General features: G+C 45.2%; 17 protein-coding genes. 11 read left to right on the top strand and 6 right to left on the bottom strand.

All coding sequences use genetic code 11. The features are described 5' to 3' along the window. Window positions 1-73 precede the first annotated feature (73 nt). Window positions 74-1,741 (bottom strand): energy-dependent translational throttle protein EttA, encoded by a 1,668-nt coding sequence (gene ettA, locus B4K11_RS15405; protein ID WP_292955874.1) that lies wholly within the window; start codon window positions 1,739-1,741, stop codon window positions 74-76. A 309-nt stretch (window positions 1,742-2,050) separates the two neighbouring features. Between ettA and glyA the strand changes: the two genes are divergently transcribed. The 9 genes from glyA to B4K11_RS15360 all read left to right on the top strand — a co-directional run bounded on the left by glyA (window position 2,051) and on the right by B4K11_RS15360 (window position 9,387). Next, window positions 2,051-3,307, top strand: coding sequence for a serine hydroxymethyltransferase (gene glyA / locus B4K11_RS15400; RefSeq protein WP_292955876.1), 1,257 nt, complete (start codon window positions 2,051-2,053; stop codon window positions 3,305-3,307). 204 nt (window positions 3,308-3,511) lie between these two features. Continuing rightward, on the top strand, window positions 3,512-3,985 hold the full coding sequence (nrdR, locus tag B4K11_RS15395) for a transcriptional regulator NrdR (protein ID WP_292959454.1): 474 nt from the start codon (window positions 3,512-3,514) through the stop codon (window positions 3,983-3,985). A 42-nt stretch (window positions 3,986-4,027) separates the two neighbouring features. Next, window positions 4,028-5,128, top strand: a complete 1,101-nt coding sequence (ribD, locus tag B4K11_RS15390) for a bifunctional diaminohydroxyphosphoribosylaminopyrimidine deaminase/5-amino-6-(5-phosphoribosylamino)uracil reductase RibD (RefSeq protein WP_292957291.1) — start codon at window positions 4,028-4,030, stop codon at window positions 5,126-5,128. Then, the gene (locus B4K11_RS15385) at window positions 5,129-5,794 is read left to right on the top strand and encodes a riboflavin synthase (RefSeq protein WP_292957215.1); all 666 of its coding nucleotides are present in this window, start codon (window positions 5,129-5,131) and stop codon (window positions 5,792-5,794) included. Window positions 5,795-5,810: 16 nt separating this feature from the next. Further along, window positions 5,811-6,929, top strand: a complete 1,119-nt coding sequence (gene ribBA / locus B4K11_RS15380) for a bifunctional 3,4-dihydroxy-2-butanone-4-phosphate synthase/GTP cyclohydrolase II (RefSeq protein ID WP_292957218.1) — start codon at window positions 5,811-5,813, stop codon at window positions 6,927-6,929. Window positions 6,930-6,948: 19 nt separating this feature from the next. Then, window positions 6,949-7,422 (top strand): 6,7-dimethyl-8-ribityllumazine synthase, encoded by a 474-nt coding sequence (gene ribE / locus B4K11_RS15375; RefSeq protein WP_292957222.1) that lies wholly within the window; start codon window positions 6,949-6,951, stop codon window positions 7,420-7,422. A 6-nt stretch (window positions 7,423-7,428) separates the two neighbouring features. Beyond that, on the top strand, window positions 7,429-7,914 hold the full coding sequence (gene nusB, locus B4K11_RS15370; protein WP_292957225.1) for a transcription antitermination factor NusB: 486 nt from the start codon (window positions 7,429-7,431) through the stop codon (window positions 7,912-7,914). A 6-nt stretch (window positions 7,915-7,920) separates the two neighbouring features. After that, window positions 7,921-8,880 carry a thiamine-phosphate kinase gene (thiL, locus tag B4K11_RS15365; protein WP_292957228.1) on the top strand — a complete coding sequence of 320 codons (960 nt, stop codon included), beginning with the start codon at window positions 7,921-7,923 and terminating at the stop codon, window positions 8,878-8,880. 18 nt (window positions 8,881-8,898) lie between these two features. After that, a complete protein-coding gene (locus B4K11_RS15360) occupies window positions 8,899-9,387 on the top strand; it encodes a phosphatidylglycerophosphatase A family protein (RefSeq protein ID WP_292957231.1) in 489 nt (162 codons plus the stop codon). Between the two features lie 23 nt (window positions 9,388-9,410). On the opposite strand, the gene dxs is transcribed toward B4K11_RS15360, so the two are convergent. The 3 genes from dxs to B4K11_RS15345 are packed head-to-tail and all read right to left on the bottom strand — an operon-like array spanning window position 9,411 to window position 12,351. Further along, window positions 9,411-11,198 (bottom strand): 1-deoxy-D-xylulose-5-phosphate synthase, encoded by a 1,788-nt coding sequence (gene dxs, locus B4K11_RS15355; protein ID WP_292957234.1) that lies wholly within the window; start codon window positions 11,196-11,198, stop codon window positions 9,411-9,413. Between the two features lie 26 nt (window positions 11,199-11,224). Further along, window positions 11,225-12,106 (bottom strand): polyprenyl synthetase family protein, encoded by an 882-nt coding sequence (locus B4K11_RS15350; protein WP_292957237.1) that lies wholly within the window; start codon window positions 12,104-12,106, stop codon window positions 11,225-11,227. A gap of 2 nt (window positions 12,107-12,108) precedes the next feature. Continuing rightward, window positions 12,109-12,351 (bottom strand): exodeoxyribonuclease VII small subunit, encoded by a 243-nt coding sequence (locus B4K11_RS15345; protein ID WP_292957240.1) that lies wholly within the window; start codon window positions 12,349-12,351, stop codon window positions 12,109-12,111. A gap of 183 nt (window positions 12,352-12,534) precedes the next feature. On the opposite strand from B4K11_RS15345, the gene pomA reads away from it, so the two are divergent. Continuing rightward, window positions 12,535-13,293 (top strand): flagellar motor protein PomA, encoded by a 759-nt coding sequence (gene pomA / locus B4K11_RS15340; RefSeq protein ID WP_292957243.1) that lies wholly within the window; start codon window positions 12,535-12,537, stop codon window positions 13,291-13,293. A gap of 19 nt (window positions 13,294-13,312) precedes the next feature. Next, window positions 13,313-14,251 carry a flagellar motor protein MotB gene (locus tag B4K11_RS15335; protein WP_292957246.1) on the top strand — a complete coding sequence of 313 codons (939 nt, stop codon included), beginning with the start codon at window positions 13,313-13,315 and terminating at the stop codon, window positions 14,249-14,251. A 60-nt stretch (window positions 14,252-14,311) separates the two neighbouring features. On the opposite strand, the gene B4K11_RS15330 is transcribed toward B4K11_RS15335, so the two are convergent. Further along, on the bottom strand, window positions 14,312-14,617 hold the full coding sequence (locus B4K11_RS15330) for a c-type cytochrome (protein WP_292957249.1): 306 nt from the start codon (window positions 14,615-14,617) through the stop codon (window positions 14,312-14,314). Window positions 14,618-14,813: 196 nt separating this feature from the next. Then, the gene (locus tag B4K11_RS15325) at window positions 14,814-15,017 is read right to left on the bottom strand and encodes a hypothetical protein (protein ID WP_292957252.1); all 204 of its coding nucleotides are present in this window, start codon (window positions 15,015-15,017) and stop codon (window positions 14,814-14,816) included. Window positions 15,018-15,083 lie beyond the last annotated feature (66 nt).

Raw genomic sequence — 15,083 nt, 5'->3', positions numbered from 1 at the left:
AATGTGAAATAAAAAAGCCGATACATATGAGATCTAACTCAAATGTATCGGCTTTTTTGTGCAATGCTTTCGCTTAGCCTAGATCAACCATACGCTTATATTTAATACGCTCAGGTTGGTGCTCTTTACCAAAACGTTTCTTGTAATCTGCTTGATATTCAGTGTAGTTGCCTTCGAAGAATTCAACTTTAGAGTCACCTTCATAAGCAAGCATATGAGTACAGATACGGTCTAGGAACCAACGGTCATGGGAGATAACAACCGCACAGCCTGGGAAGGCAAGAATCGCTTCCTCTAGCGCACGTAGCGTTTCGATATCCAGGTCGTTGGTAGGCTCATCGAGAAGAAGTACGTTGCCGCCCTCTTTAAGTAGCTTAGCCATGTGTAAGCGGTTTCGCTCACCACCGGAAAGGTCCTTAACAAACTTCTGTTGATCGCCGCCTTTAAAGTTGAAACGACCACAGTATGAGCGCGATGGTGTTTGATAGTTACCTACGGTGATAATGTCTTGACCGTCAGATAGCTCTTCAAAAACTGTTTTGTCGCCGTTTAGATCGCGAGACTGGTTAACGTAAGCAAGTTCTACGCTGGAGCCAATTTCAATCTCACCGCTATCAGGTGTCTCTTCACCGCTGATCATTTTGAACAGGGTAGATTTACCCGCACCGTTACCACCGATAATACCGACAATAGCGCCTTGTGGGATGGAGAAGCTTAAGTCTTCAAATAGAACCTTGTCGCCGTAAGCTTTAGAGATGTTAACGGCATCGATAACTTTGTCACCCAAGCGAGGTCCAGGTGGAATGTAGATCTCTTGAGTTTCGTTACGCGTCTGGAATTCTTTAGAGTTCATCTCTTCGAACTGTTTTAGACGTGCCTTTGATTTAGACTGACGTCCTTTCTGGCCCTGGCGCACCCATTCAAGCTCCGAAGAAACGGCTTTTTGATGAGCTGCTTCCTGTTTCGCTTCTTGCTCTAGGCGCTGCTCTTTCTGTTCAAGCCAAGAGGAGTAGTTGCCTTCGTATGGAATGCCGCGTCCACGGTCTAGTTCTAAGATCCAGCCCGCAGCGTTATCAAGGAAATAACGGTCATGGGTAATCGCTACTACGGTACCTGGGTACTCTTGCAGAAAGCGTTCAATCCAAGCAACAGACTCTGCATCCAGATGGTTGGTGGGCTCATCAAGTAGCAGCATGTCAGGCTTGTCTAATAGTAGACGGCATAGAGCAACACGACGGCGCTCACCACCTGATAAGTGTTTTACTTCAGCATCCCATTCCGGCAGACGCATTGCATCGGCTGCACGTTCAAGCGCTGTTTCAAGGTTGTGGCCATCTTTAGCTTGGATCAGATCTTCGAATTTAGCTTGTTGCTTTGCTAGCTCATCAAAATCAGCATCCGGCTCTGCATAAGCTGCGTAAACGGCTTCTAGGCCATCAAGAGCTTCTTTAACATCAGAAACAGACTCTTCAACGATTTCGCGAACTGTTTTTGTCTCATCCAGTTCAGGTTCTTGAGGAAGGTAGCCAATGTTCAAACCAGGCATAGGTGTAGCTTCACCTAGAATCTCTGTATCAAGGCCGGCCATGATCTTTAAAAGGGTAGATTTACCAGAGCCGTTCAGACCTAATACGCCTATTTTTGCACCGGGGAAGAATGAAAGTGAGATATCTTTCAGAATCTCGCGTTTTGGCGGAACAATCTTGCCAACGCGGTTCATTGAATAAACGAACTGAGCCATGCAGTAACCTGTCTATTGTTTCATAAATTAATAACGCGATTTTAGCTGAAACAGGCAGTCGAAGGCTATTTTAAAAGGGAATGATTATCTAAAAGCCTGAATATTTCCCATTTCAGATTGTTCCGTGGGCAAGTTGAGCATAATTGAAGTGGTTTTGAGGCTGTTTCAAGTGTAACCCCGCAAATGTTTCGCTATAATAGCGCCTTTCCCAACTCTCTATTTGTTCTTAACTGCTAATGCATCAGCGGTATTACCGTTGTCTTTTCAGTTGAACAGAGCCCACATTGTATTTAGGGGACAGAAAACCCAATGTTTAGCAAAGATATGACTATCGCTGATTTCGACGCGGACCTATGGTCTGCTATGCAGGCAGAAACTGTGCGTCAGGAAGAGCACATTGAACTGATCGCGTCTGAAAACTATACAAGCCCTCGCGTAATGGAAGCTCAGGGTTCTGCGCTGACTAACAAATATGCTGAAGGTTATCCTAACAAACGTTATTACGGCGGTTGTGAACACGTTGATGTTGTTGAGCAGTTAGCGATTGATCGTGCTAAAGAATTGTTTGGCGCTACATACGCAAACGTGCAGCCTCACTCAGGTTCTCAGGCTAATGCTGCTGTATACATGGCGCTTTGTAAGCCAGGCGATACGATTCTAGGCATGAGCTTGGCACATGGTGGCCACCTAACTCACGGCGCTTCAGTTTCTTTCTCTGGTCGTATCTACAATGCTGTTCAGTATGGATTGAACCCAGAAACAGGTGAGATCGATTACGCTGAAGTTGAGCGTTTAGCTGAAGAACACAAACCAACCATGATTGTTGCGGGTTTCTCTGCATACTCTCGTGTTGTTGATTGGCAGAAATTCCGCGATATCGCTGACAAAGTGGGCGCTTCCCTTTTTGTTGATATGGCGCACGTTGCAGGTCTTGTAGCTGCAGGCGTTTACCCATCACCAATCGGTATCGCTGATGTTGTTACGACAACAACGCATAAAACCTTAGGTGGTCCTCGTGGTGGTCTGATCTTGTCTGCAAATGCTGATGAAGATCTACAGAAAAAGCTTAACTTTGCTGTATTCCCTGAGTCTCAGGGCGGCCCTTTGATGCATGTAATCGCAGGTAAAGCGGTGTGCTTCAAAGAAGCAATGGATCCTGAATGGAAAGCGTATCAGGCTCAAGTTGTTAAGAATGCGCAAGCAATGGCTGAAACATTCATGAAACGTGGTATTAAAATCGTTTCTGAAGGTACAGATGATCACCTATTCCTAGTGGATATGATCGACAAAGAGTTCACAGGTAAAGATGCTGATGCTGCCCTAGGTCGTGCGAACATAACTGTAAACAAAAACTCTGTGCCAAATGATCCGCGCTCTCCGTTTGTAACTTCAGGTCTACGTATTGGTACGCCAGCTGTTACGCGTCGTGGTTTTAAAGAAGCAGAAGTGACTGAATTGACTAACTGGATTTGCGACATTCTAGACGACATCAATAATGAAGATGTTATCGCGCGTGTTAAATCACAAGTTACAGAGATCTGTGCACGTTTCCCTGTATACAAGTAATACAGGTCAACGGCTATAACTTATAGCCGGAAAAATGTACAATCGCGGGGCTGTCACTGACAGCCCCTTTTTATTCTTAGAATTGTTGCTTTTAGAGAATAAGAAAATACTTATTATTAGTGGCTTCTCAACGTGAGAGAAGTTATCTAAGGGGGCCTTTTTCAATTAAGGCTAACCCTCTCGCTCTTTACGCAGGAAAAGTTGATGCATTGTCCATTTTGTAATGCCAATGAAACCAAAGTAGTCGACTCCCGTCTGGTGGCCGAAGGTCAGCAGGTGCGTCGTCGTCGTGAATGCGTAAATTGTAATGAACGTTTTACTACCTATGAAGCTGCCGAACTATTAATGCCTCGCCTAATCAAGGCTGACGGCTCTAGACAGCCTTTCGATGACGATAAACTGCGTGCAGGTATCCACCGTGCACTAGAGAAACGCCCCGTATCTATTGAAGAAGTTGAAGCCTCTATCAGCCGCATAAAACATCGTTTACGTGCGACTGGAGAGCGTGAGCTGCCTTCTCGACAAATTGGTGAAGAAGTTATGTCTGAACTGCGCAAGTTAGATGAAGTTGCGTATGTTAGATTCGCTTCGGTTTATCGTAGTTTCCAAGATATAAATGAATTTAAAGAAGAGATCGAGCGACTTTCCAAACCCAATAACCTTGAGGGTGGGAAGTAAGTGGCGCTCGGTACTCAATGGTCCGATGCAGACCGTGGCTATATGTCACGAGCATTGCAGTTGGCGGCTAAAGGTCTGTATACCACGCACCCGAACCCAAGGGTTGGATGTGTTCTGGTAAAAGAGGGTCGGATCGTAGGCGAAGGCTATCATTTGCGCGCAGGTGAAGGGCATGCTGAAGTTAATGCGCTTGCTCAAGCTGGAGAGAACGCTAAAGGGGCAACAGCGTATGTCACATTAGAGCCTTGTAGTCATTTTGGACGTACACCGCCCTGTGCAGTGGGTTTGATTGATGCTGGAGTGATTAAAGTTATCGCTGCAATGGTTGATCCTAATCCTCAAGTTGCTGGCCGTGGGTTAGAGATGCTGCGAGCCCAAGGGATCGAAACGAGTGCAGGCTTGTTAGAAACCGAAGCGAAAGCGTTAAACCCTGGTTTTATCAAACGAATGGAAACCGGGTTGCCGCAAGTACGAATTAAGATGGCGTCTAGCCTTGATGGAAGAACGGCGATGGCATCTGGGGAATCTCAGTGGATTACAGGCCCCGATGCGCGTGGTGATGTACAAAAGCTAAGAGCGCAGAGTTCTGCGATCGTGACCGGTATCGAATCTATTTTGTTAGACGACTCATCTCTGACTGTTCGCGAAGCCGAGTTAGATCTACCGAATGCGTCAGATATTGTTAAGCAGCAGCCACTGCGGGTTGTTCTGGATTCGTCTTTGCGAATGCCCGTGGATGCCAAAATACTGAAACAGCCAGGCCGCACGTTGATAGCGACCTGTTCAGATGATCGTCTGAAAAAAGAAAAGTTAGAGAGTGGGGGAGCACACATTATCGTGCTGCCTAGCGAAGAGGAGCGGGTATCTCTGCGAGCGTTACTCAAATGGTTAGCCGATGAAGAGCAGTGTAATGAGCTACTGGTTGAAACAGGGGCGACACTGGCGGGTGAATTTATTAAGCAGGGGCTGGCGGATGAGATTCAGCTTTATATGGCGATGAAATTGCTCGGAAGTGATGCAAGACCTGTATTTACACTTCCATTGTCTAAAATGTCAGAGCAGGTTGAATTAAGGCAGATCGATAGCTGTATGTTAGGGCGCGATCTGAAACTGGTATTGCAGCCTGTTTATGGAGATAAGTAGATGTTTACCGGAATTATTGAAGCGGTAGGCTCTATTGCCGCAATAGAGGAACAGTCGGGTGATATGCGTTTGTATGTCCGTACCGGCTCGCTCGATTTAAGTGATGTTAAACTCGGTGACAGTATTGCGACTAATGGTGTTTGCCTAACCGCTGTTGAGTTGCCGGGTGATGGCTTTATTGCTGATGTCTCACGGGAAACACTGGCACATACGCGTTTTCATACGCTTACTGTGGGTGAAAAAGTTAATCTGGAAAAAGCCTTAATGCCGACAAGTCGTTTAGGTGGACATATCGTCACAGGGCATGTTGATGGTCTGGGCGAGATCGTTGAGCGTAAGGAAGATGCGCGCTCAATTCGTTTTAGTGTGAAGGCACCTGCTAATATACAAAGATACCTTGCGACAAAAGGGTCTGTGACGGTTGATGGTATTAGCTTGACGCTTAATGCGATTGACGGTGAGTGTTTTGAGCTTAATATTGTGCCACATACAGCACAAGAGACAATAATGACCGATTATGTTCCAGGGCGTAAGGTTCACTTAGAGGTGGATATTATTGCGCGTTACTTGGAACGTCTGATCGGCCATAAAGAAGAAACTAATAATGAACAGAGTGATCAGGGTCTGACAATGGATACACTGATTGCCTGCGGTTTTAACCGCTAACGATGGTAAGAGCGTAATGAATCTGAATACACCCGAAGAATTATTGGAAGATATCCGCCAAGGTAAGATGGTTATCTTGATGGATGATGAAGATCGCGAGAATGAAGGTGATCTTGTTATCGCTGCAGAGATGGTGCGTGCTGATGATATTAACTTTATGGCAACCCATGCGCGTGGTCTTATCTGTTTAACGTTAACAAGAGAGCGTTGTGAACAGCTTAATCTGCCATTGATGGTACAAAGCAATGGCGCGCAGTTCTCTACTAACTTTACGATGTCAATTGAAGCGGCAGAAGGTGTAACAACCGGTATATCTGCAGCAGATCGCGCACATACGGTAAGAACAGCGGTTAAAGCGGATGCTAAAGCTGAAGATATTGTGCAGCCGGGTCATATTTTTCCATTGATGGCTCAGCCGGGTGGTGTACTTAGTCGTGCGGGTCATACTGAAGCTGGTTGTGATTTGGCGCGTATGGCAGGTTTTACGCCAGCAGCGGCGATTGTTGAGATCATGAATGACGATGGCACAATGGCACGTCGTCCTGATCTTGAAGAGTTTGCGCAGAAGCATGACCTTAAGATCGGAACGATTGCTGATTTGATTCATTACCGTACGGCTAATGAGCATACAGTGACGCGTGATGATACGGGCGTAATGGCAACTGAGTACGGCGATTTCAACTATATTACTTATCGTGATGAGATCCAGAACTGTACGCATATTGCGATGACTCTGGGTGACATCAAAGCAGATCAGGCAACCTTCGTGCGTGTACATAACCGTAATGAAGTGTTACGTGATGTTGTCGGTGCAGTAGCGCCAGGCGAAGAGCCAAAGTGGACCATGCGTAAAGCGTTAGCGCGCGTCGCAAAAGAGGGTCAGGGCGTCGTATTACTATTAGATACTGGCGAGCGTATCGATATGAGCGATTCAGTCGATCTGATGCTTAATGGCCGCCAAAAATCTAAAGTAAATGTGAGTGCTTCTGGAGCTTACTTAACGGTAGGTACGGGCTCTCAAATATTGCGTGATCTGGGTGTCAGTAAAATGAATCTACTGAGCTCACCTATGAAATTTAATGCAATCTCAGGTTTTGATCTTGAGATTGAAGAATACATTCCTTGTGAAGACTAATTGGATCGGTAAATAAATCATGTCTGTGAAAACCATTGAAGGTGATTTTGTAAATGCTGATGGCAACTACGCTATCGTAGTGGGCCGTTTTAACGCATTTGTAGTGGAAAGCTTACTTGAAGGTGCTTTAGATACACTGAAGCGTCACGGTGTAAGCGATGAGAATGTTCGTGTTATCCGTGTGCCGGGTGCATTTGAAATTCCTTTAGCTGTTAAACGTATTGCTGCACAGAAAAAAGATGATGCGATCATCACATTAGGTGCGGTTATTCGTGGCGGTACACCGCATTTTGAATATGTTTCGGGTGAAAGTTCAAAAGGCGTGGCTCAAGTATCTTTGGATTACGACCTACCTGTTGCAAACGGTATCTTAACTGTAAATAGCATTGAGCAAGCGGTTGAGCGTTCCGGTACTAAAATGGGTAATAAAGGTGCTGAAGCTGCGCTATCTGCCATTGAAATGGTTAGCCTGCTTAAGCAGCTTGAGGTTTAAGTTTAAATGAGTGACAACGATAAAAAACCGGCGTCTAAGAAAAAAGCATCACTGACTGAACAGCGTCGCAATGCGCGTAGTTTTGCCTTGCAAGCCCTGTATCAATGGGAGCTAGCAGGACAAGCTGTTCATGAAATTGAAGCTCAGTTTAGAGTAGACAACGATATGCGCAATGCGGATATCAAACTGTTCTCTGAGCTACTACATGGTGTTGCCGGTTCTAAAAGCGCGCTAGACAAGTCTTATACGGATTTCCTAGACCGTCAGATAGAAGAGCTAGACCCGATCGAGTTAAGTGTATTACGTATTGGTGCGTTTGAACTGTCTAATCGCATTCAAGTGCCATACCGCGTAGCCATTAACGAAAGTGTTGAACTAGCAAAAACCTTCGGTGCTACGGATAGTCATCGCTATGTAAACGGGGTGTTAGATAAACTAGCACAACGTGTTCGCATGGATGAGATTCGTGAACAGCGTCAGCGCAAATCATAAGATCGAATGTCACTAGGCGAATTTGAACTCATTCAGCGCTATTTTTCAGGAGCATCTTCGGATGCTTCTGTTGCATTAGGCATAGGTGATGATTGTGCGGTGCTGTCTATCCCAGAGGGGATGCAGCTTGCGGTGTCGATTGACACCTTGGTTCAAGGCACCCACTTTCTCGAAGGCACATCTGCTGATCTGTTAGCGAGTCGATTATTTGGTTCTGCATTAAGTGACCTCGCTGCTATGGGGGCTAGCCCCGCGTGGTTAACACTCGCATTAACCTTGCCAGAGGCAGATGAAGATTGGCTACAGTTGTTTAGCCATCGTTTGTCAGAGCTGTGTGCTGAATACAGTGTATCGCTGGTAGGGGGAGATACCACTAAAGGGCCGCTTACCTTATCTGCACAAGTGCATGGTTTTGTGCCTAATGGCCAACGTTTGACCCGGTCGGGCGCTCATGTTGGTGATCTCATCTGCGTGAGTGGTTCCTTGGGCGATAGCCGAGGTGGATTAGAGGGACTTCTCAAAGGTTTTGAAAATGATACTTACGCTGAAGAGTTACTACAGCGCTTTTATGCACCGATACCGCGTATCGAGTTGGGTAAAACGTTATTAGATAAAGCGAGCAGTTGTATTGATATTTCAGATGGCTTGCTATCAGATTTGGCGCATATTCTTAAAGCTAGTGGTCAGTTGGGTGCTCGTTTACAGCTGGAAGCTTTACCTCTATCTAAAGCGCTGGTATCCACGTTTGGTGAAGAAAATGCTCGTCAGTGGGCATTAACAGGGGGGGAGGATTTTGAGTTATGTTTCACTCTAGCGCCTGAGTATTTACCTCTTCTTAATCAATTGCAAACCATTGTGACGGTTGTGGGTAGTATTACGCCGACTGCAAAGGTAGAGCTTTATCTGCGTGGTGAAAAGTGTGAAATACAAGGCTCTGGTTATAATCATTTTCACAGTAACAATTAATTTTAGTAAGGATGCCCAGTGAATAAAGTGCCTGCGAGTGTATGGAAAAACCCGATTCACTTTTTAGCCTTTGGTTTAGGTAGTGGTGCAGCGCCTTGGGCGCCTGGGACATTTGGAACTTTAGCCGCGATTATTCCTTATTTCTGGTTTCAGCAGTTAAGTTTGCCTTGGTACTTAGTGATGCTGGCGGTAACTACGGTTATCGGTATCTGGCTGTGTGATCGCACATCAAAAGATATTGGTGTGAAAGATCATGGTGGGATCGTTTGGGATGAGTTTGTAGGCTTTTGGATCACTATGACTTTAGCCCCAGCGGGGATTATATGGATCGTGTATGGCTTCGTGCTATTCCGTATTTTCGATATCCTGAAACCTTGGCCTATTAAGTGGGCGGATCAGAAAGTTTCTGGTGGTTTAGGGGTTATGCTCGACGATATTATTGCGGGTGTTATGGCAGCTGCTATCCTGCAGATAACAGCCTACTTCTGGTTTCTTCAGACTGTTTGAAGCTACTTGGCTTAAAGTAAAAGCTAAATAGATAGAGCGCGCTGAATGGCCTGCTCTATTCCTTTCTCATCTAGACCGCATTGAGATAGTTGCTCGGCCCTTGATGCATGGCTTATCCACTGATCGGGTATGCCAAGCGTCAATAAAGGGGTCTTTTCTTTTGAACGGTGTAAATACTCGCTTACCGCAGATCCTGCGCCACCTATAATGCTATGGTCCTCTATGGTCACCAGTAGTTCATGTGACTTAGCTAAATCTGTGATAGCTGTTTGATCCAGTGGCTTCACAAAGCGCATATCCACCAGAGTGTAATTATGTTGTTCTGCCACGGCCTTTGCGTTTTCGATTAAGGGGCCAAAATTGAGCAGGGCGACTTTGTTGCCTTTTGAAATAGTTTTACTTGTCCCGATCTTATATTGAGTCATTTCGCCGGAGACGTGTGCAGGCACTGAACCTCTGGGGTAGCGTACAGCAGCGAGTCCATTAAATTGGTAGCCGCTATACAGCATGTTCCTGAGTTCAGTTGCATCTGATGGCGTCATAACAACGGCTTCAGGTAACACCCTCAGCATTGCGATATCAATTACGCCACTATGAGTTGCGCCATCTTCACCGACTAAGCCAGCTCGATCGATAGCAAGTAGTATGTCTAAGTCTTGAATAGAGATATCATGTACTAGCTGATCGAAAGCGCGTTGTAAGAATGTAGAATAGATAGCCACAACGGGCTTAATTTTCTGACACGCCATTCCTGCCGCTAGCGTGAGCGCATGTTGCTCTGCGATGGCTACATCAAAAAAACGATCAGGAAAACGTTTGGCAAACTCAATCAGGTCCGAGCCTTCACGCATCGCTGGAGTAATTGCGGTTAGGTTTGTATCTGTAGTGGCTAGGTCACATATCCAGCGACCAAAAATATTAGAGTAACTAACTTTGGATTGTTTCGGTTGGTGGATAGGGTTGATCTTAGTTATGGCGTGGTAGCCAATTGGGTCATCTTCCGCAGGCTGAAAGCCTTTCCCCTTTTTTGTGATCAGATGTAAAAACTGTGGCCCAGGTGTGTTCAGTACTTTGGATAAGGCTTTAAGTAGCAGAGGCAGATCATGACCATCAATTGGGCCAGTATATTCAAAGTCCAATGCTTCAAATAAAGCCGCCGTCGTTTCTCCATCGCTTCGACCTTTGGCACTTTTATCTTTAATGTTCTTGGCTAGATATGTCGCTAATCCCCCTTCATTCTCAGAGATAGACATATCATTATCATTTAGAATGACCAGCAGATTTGTATTGGTATGTGCCGCATGATTGAGAGCTTCAAAGGCCATTCCGGCAGTCATTGCTCCATCGCCAATCACCGCAACAGTTTTGTTGTTTTTACCACGTAACTTGTCAGCTATTGCCATACCAAGTGCAGCACTGATGGATGTGCTGGAATGACCCACGCCAAAATCATCATAGATGCTTTCTGAACGTTTAGGGAAAGGGGAGGGGCCCTCTTTTTGACGGATGGTCGGCATCTCCTGACGGCGCCCTGTCAGAATCTTGTGTGGATAACACTGATGGCCAACATCCCATACCAAATGATCGTTAGGCGTATTGAGACTGTAATGCAGTGCAATGGTGAGCTCTATCACCCCTAAGCCTGCGCCAAAATGCCCGCCGCTTTGGCCAACGCTATAGAGCAAAAAGGAACGTAGTTGCGTGGCTAGCTCGGGTAGTTGGCTGGTGGTAAGCGTGCGTAACTGCTCAGGTGTTTCTACCTGATTTAAAAGAGGTGTATCAGGAGGGCATGTTGGAATCATGTGGAACATAACGGGTCTTTTAGGTGATCGAGAAGTTAGTGATCGCGTTGCACAATAAAGTCAGCCAGAGCGATTAAATCACGGGCATTCGAACCAAAAGGTTTTAATGCTTGCACTGCTTCAGTATGTAGTTGTTGTAGCAACAGCTTAGCACCTTCAAGGCCTAATAGCGCAGGATAAGTTGGCTTGTTTTGTTCTAGATCGGAGCCTTGAGGTTTTCCAATTACTTCAGAATCACCTTCAATATCAAGAATGTCGTCCTGAACTTGGAAAGCTAGGCCGATAGCCTTTGCGTAGTTACTTATCGCTGATAATTGTTCAGCATTAGTCTTACCGCAGGTAATCGCGCCCATAATGGCTGAGCACTGGAGTAAAGCGCCTGTTTTATGTTGATGCATAGCTTCTAGCTGTTCAAACGATAACATTTTACCCACGTTACGAAGATCGAACGATTGCCCGACAACCATGCCTTGATGCCCAGCAGATATGCTTAGTTTATGGATGAGCTTAACTTTAGTTGCGTTGTCTAGCTGAGCGTCACTTGTGATGAGCTCAAACGCAAGGCATTGTAATGCATCGCCTGCAAGAATAGCGGTCGCCTCATCAAAGGCAATATGGCAAGTAGGTTTTCCACGCCTGAGATCGTCATCATCCATAGCGGGTAGGTCATCATGAACTAAGGAGTAGCTATGAATGCATTCGATAGCCGCTGCTGCAGAATCTGCTTGTTGAGGTACACCTCCGAGCATCGCGTTGACCATATAGACTAATGTAGGCCTGACACGTTTTCCGCCATTGAACAGCGAATACTGCATAGATTTCTGTAGTTCAGGATCTATGCTCTGTTCAGAAATGCAGGCTTCTAGATATGTATCGACGCGTTCTCTGTACTGAGCCAGAAGGTTGCTGATGCCCAAGACTAGATATCCTCAGTAGGCTGAAACGGTTTGGTTTTAAGTTCACCACCCGATTCGATTAACATTTGTACTTTTTGCTCAGCTTGAGCGAGGATGTTTTGGCAGTCTCGTGTCAGACTTACGCCCTCTTCAAAGGCTTTAAGAGAATCTTCCAGAGATAGATCACCTTGTTCCATTTGTGTCACAAGAGATTCTAATTCGGTCAACGATTGCTCAAAATCTGTTACTTTCTTTTTGCGAGGCATGGGAATAAATTCACAATGAAAGCGCTAAACTTACCTAAGCATGGCTCTAGAATCAAATATACCTAAAGAATAAGACTTAAACGCTTGTATGGTGGGTGATTGTTGGCCTATTTTTGCTATGATAGAAGATTCGTATAGTAAGTATTTAGCAGTGCTTTTAATGCTTGTAATGAGGATTGTTGAGTGGATATAGCTACTCTCGTTGGTTTGTTAGGTAGTTTTGGTATTGTAATCGCCGCGATTGTCACCGGTGGCGATGCAGGGGTGTTTATTAACCCTCCATCTTTGTTAATCGTTATTGGCGGTAGTATCTTCGTTGTATTGATGAAATTTACGCTGGGGCAGTTTTTAGGCGCCGGTAAAATTGCTGCTAAAGCTTTCATGTTTAAGTCACTCAATCCTGAAGATATTATTGCTGAAACGGTTGAGTTAGCGGATGCCGCTCGTAAAGGTGGCTTACTGTCTCTAGAAGATAAAACAGTAAGCAGTGACTTTATGCAGCGCGGTATTCAGCTGCTGGTTGATGGCCACGATCCTGATGTCGTGAAGACACTCCTAAATAAAGAAGCAAAATTAACCCATGACCGCCATGAATTTGGTGCCACGGTTTTCTCCGCAATGGGTGATGTTGGCCCTGCGATGGGAATGATTGGTACTCTGGTGGGTCTGGTACAGATGCTTTCTAACATGAGTGACCCTAAGTCTATCGGTCCTGCGATGGCGGTAGCACTACTAACAACGCTTTACGGAGCAATGTTGGCAACCATGGTTGCGTTACCTATTGCGGACAAACTGAATGTTCGTAAAGACGAAGAAGCGCTCAATGCAGCGTTAATTATCGATGGTCTATTAGCCATTCAAGCAGGTCAGAACCCACGTGTTATCGAACAGATGTTGAGAAACTATCTGCCAGAGAAAAAACGTGCGGCGGCTGAAGGTTAATTCGGTAAGGAGCTGAACGATGAGTGATACCGAAGAACAAGAATGCCCTCCTTGCCCCGCGGGGCTCCCCGGTTGGTTGGCAACATTTGGCGACTTAATGTCGCTATTGATGTGCTTTTTCGTACTTCTTCTCTCTTTCTCAGAGATGGATGTATTGAAATTCAAGCAGCTTGCCGGTTCGATGCGAGAAGCATTTGGTGTGCAAAATCAGATCAAGGTAGAAGACATACCGAAAGGAACTTCTATTATCGCGCAGGAGTTTAGCCCTGGACGTCCTGAGCCAACGCCGTTAAATGAAATTCGTCAGATGACGACTAATAACGATATGAATACCCTCGATATTCGCTCAAAAGAGGGCGAGAGTGATGCCCCTGATAAAGAGAAAGGCGAAGATCAAGAACTTCAAAAACAGCAAGAGCAGGAGGCTAAAGAGGAAGCGGTAGAGTTTGCCGCTGCCTTAGCGGAAGAGATTGGTGACGGCAGTGTTGAAGTTGAAACGGATGGTAAGAAAATTATTATTCGTATCAAAGAAAAAGGGGCATTTGATTCAGGTTCTGCTGAGCTTAAATTTGAGTCGATTCCAGTGTTAGCTAAGATTCGTGATGTACTTCTAGATGTAAAAGGTAATGTGGCGATTGAAGGGCACAGCGATAACATTCCTTATGCTGGGCGTCGCTTTGAATCTAACTGGGATCTATCTGTAGCGCGTGCATTGGCTGTCGCGCATGAGTTGTTTGGTGATCCACGTATTGATCAGTCTAGATTTAAAGTATTGGGATTGGCGGATACTAAACCGCTGGCGCCAAATGATACGCGTGCGAATCGAGTGAAAAACCGTCGTGTTGAGATTATTGTTCAGAAAGGAAAAGATAAAGAATCACCGGATAAGATTAAGGTGAGTTCTGAAGATGATCCTGATGCAGAGCTTTTAAATCTGTCGCCGACAGAGATCTTCTAATCTTGAATTACAGACATAAAAAAATCGCCTAATGGCGATTTTTTTATGTCTGATCACAACTTATTTAGAGTTATCTAGCATGTACTGTACAGCAGCTTGAAGTTCGCCATCTGTGCAATCCATACATAAACCTTTAGGAGGCATAGCGCCTTTACCTTTAGTTGCGGATACCATTAGAGCTTCTATACCTGTAGCGGCACGTGGTGCCCACTCTTCAGCGTTGCCCATTACAGGTGCGCCAGTTCCAGCCGCAGCATGGCACATAACACATGTTTTACTGTATACAGCAGCGCCATCACGCTCAGCCATTGCTGCTGCAGGTAACATCATAGTCGCAGCCGCTGCTGCAATAAGTACTTTTTTCATTATAATTTTCCTATAAGTGCTCATCGATTGGTTATTGGGACTAACAGGCTTCCCCACAAAACATAAGCCGGCTATTCCTAGCTGACTATATTAGTACACCAACTAGGGTGAATTGTATCTGAACGAAACCAATAGAAGAATCGAATGATGCTAAAGAATATAGGGAAATTGGTCTAAGGAATGAGAGGTAGCTAAATTAGCTACCTAATTGCATCGCAAAACTGGCTTGGTTGTGTTGTGTGCGAAGAGTTTGAGCCTGAATTTTTTGCTCAGCGTTATACTCATGGATCGCTTGATCAACAACATGTTTAGGCGCAATAGCAAGATTGACAACATCAATCTCAGAATAGCCTCGGTTTAACAGCTGTTTTAGCTGTACTTTTAAATTACTTTCTCTCATTTTTTTATTTGCCTCTTTATATGTGAGGCTAATGATGCACGGGAATTATTGCAGAATTATTGCAAG

It is taken from the genome of Neptuniibacter sp. UBA6509 (genome assembly GCA_002435145.1).
Classification (GTDB): Bacteria; Pseudomonadota; Gammaproteobacteria; order Pseudomonadales; family Balneatricaceae; genus Neptuniibacter.
Note: the sequence above shows the minus strand (reverse complement) of the source record. Positions and strands in the feature narration are given on the sequence as shown.

What these genes read in the sequence shown, in the direction of transcription:
- ettA (WP_292955874.1), bottom strand. Translation starts at nt 1,741, where the DNA reads ATGGCTCAGTTCGTTTATTCAATGAACCGCGTTGGCAAGATTGTTCCG.
- glyA (WP_292955876.1), top strand. Translation starts at nt 2,051, where the DNA reads ATGTTTAGCAAAGATATGACTATCGCTGATTTCGACGCGGACCTATGG.
- nrdR (WP_292959454.1), top strand. Translation starts at nt 3,512, where the DNA reads ATGCATTGTCCATTTTGTAATGCCAATGAAACCAAAGTAGTCGACTCC.
- ribD (WP_292957291.1), top strand. Translation starts at nt 4,028, where the DNA reads ATGTCACGAGCATTGCAGTTGGCGGCTAAAGGTCTGTATACCACGCAC.
- B4K11_RS15385 (WP_292957215.1), top strand. Translation starts at nt 5,129, where the DNA reads ATGTTTACCGGAATTATTGAAGCGGTAGGCTCTATTGCCGCAATAGAG.
- ribBA (WP_292957218.1), top strand. Translation starts at nt 5,811, where the DNA reads ATGAATCTGAATACACCCGAAGAATTATTGGAAGATATCCGCCAAGGT.
- ribE (WP_292957222.1), top strand. Translation starts at nt 6,949, where the DNA reads ATGTCTGTGAAAACCATTGAAGGTGATTTTGTAAATGCTGATGGCAAC.
- nusB (WP_292957225.1), top strand. Translation starts at nt 7,429, where the DNA reads ATGAGTGACAACGATAAAAAACCGGCGTCTAAGAAAAAAGCATCACTG.
- thiL (WP_292957228.1), top strand. Translation starts at nt 7,921, where the DNA reads ATGTCACTAGGCGAATTTGAACTCATTCAGCGCTATTTTTCAGGAGCA.
- dxs (WP_292957234.1), bottom strand. Translation starts at nt 11,198, where the DNA reads ATGTTCCACATGATTCCAACATGCCCTCCTGATACACCTCTTTTAAAT.
- B4K11_RS15345 (WP_292957240.1), bottom strand. Translation starts at nt 12,351, where the DNA reads ATGCCTCGCAAAAAGAAAGTAACAGATTTTGAGCAATCGTTGACCGAA.
- B4K11_RS15335 (WP_292957246.1), top strand. Translation starts at nt 13,313, where the DNA reads ATGAGTGATACCGAAGAACAAGAATGCCCTCCTTGCCCCGCGGGGCTC.
- B4K11_RS15330 (WP_292957249.1), bottom strand. Translation starts at nt 14,617, where the DNA reads ATGAAAAAAGTACTTATTGCAGCAGCGGCTGCGACTATGATGTTACCT.
- B4K11_RS15325 (WP_292957252.1), bottom strand. Translation starts at nt 15,017, where the DNA reads ATGAGAGAAAGTAATTTAAAAGTACAGCTAAAACAGCTGTTAAACCGA.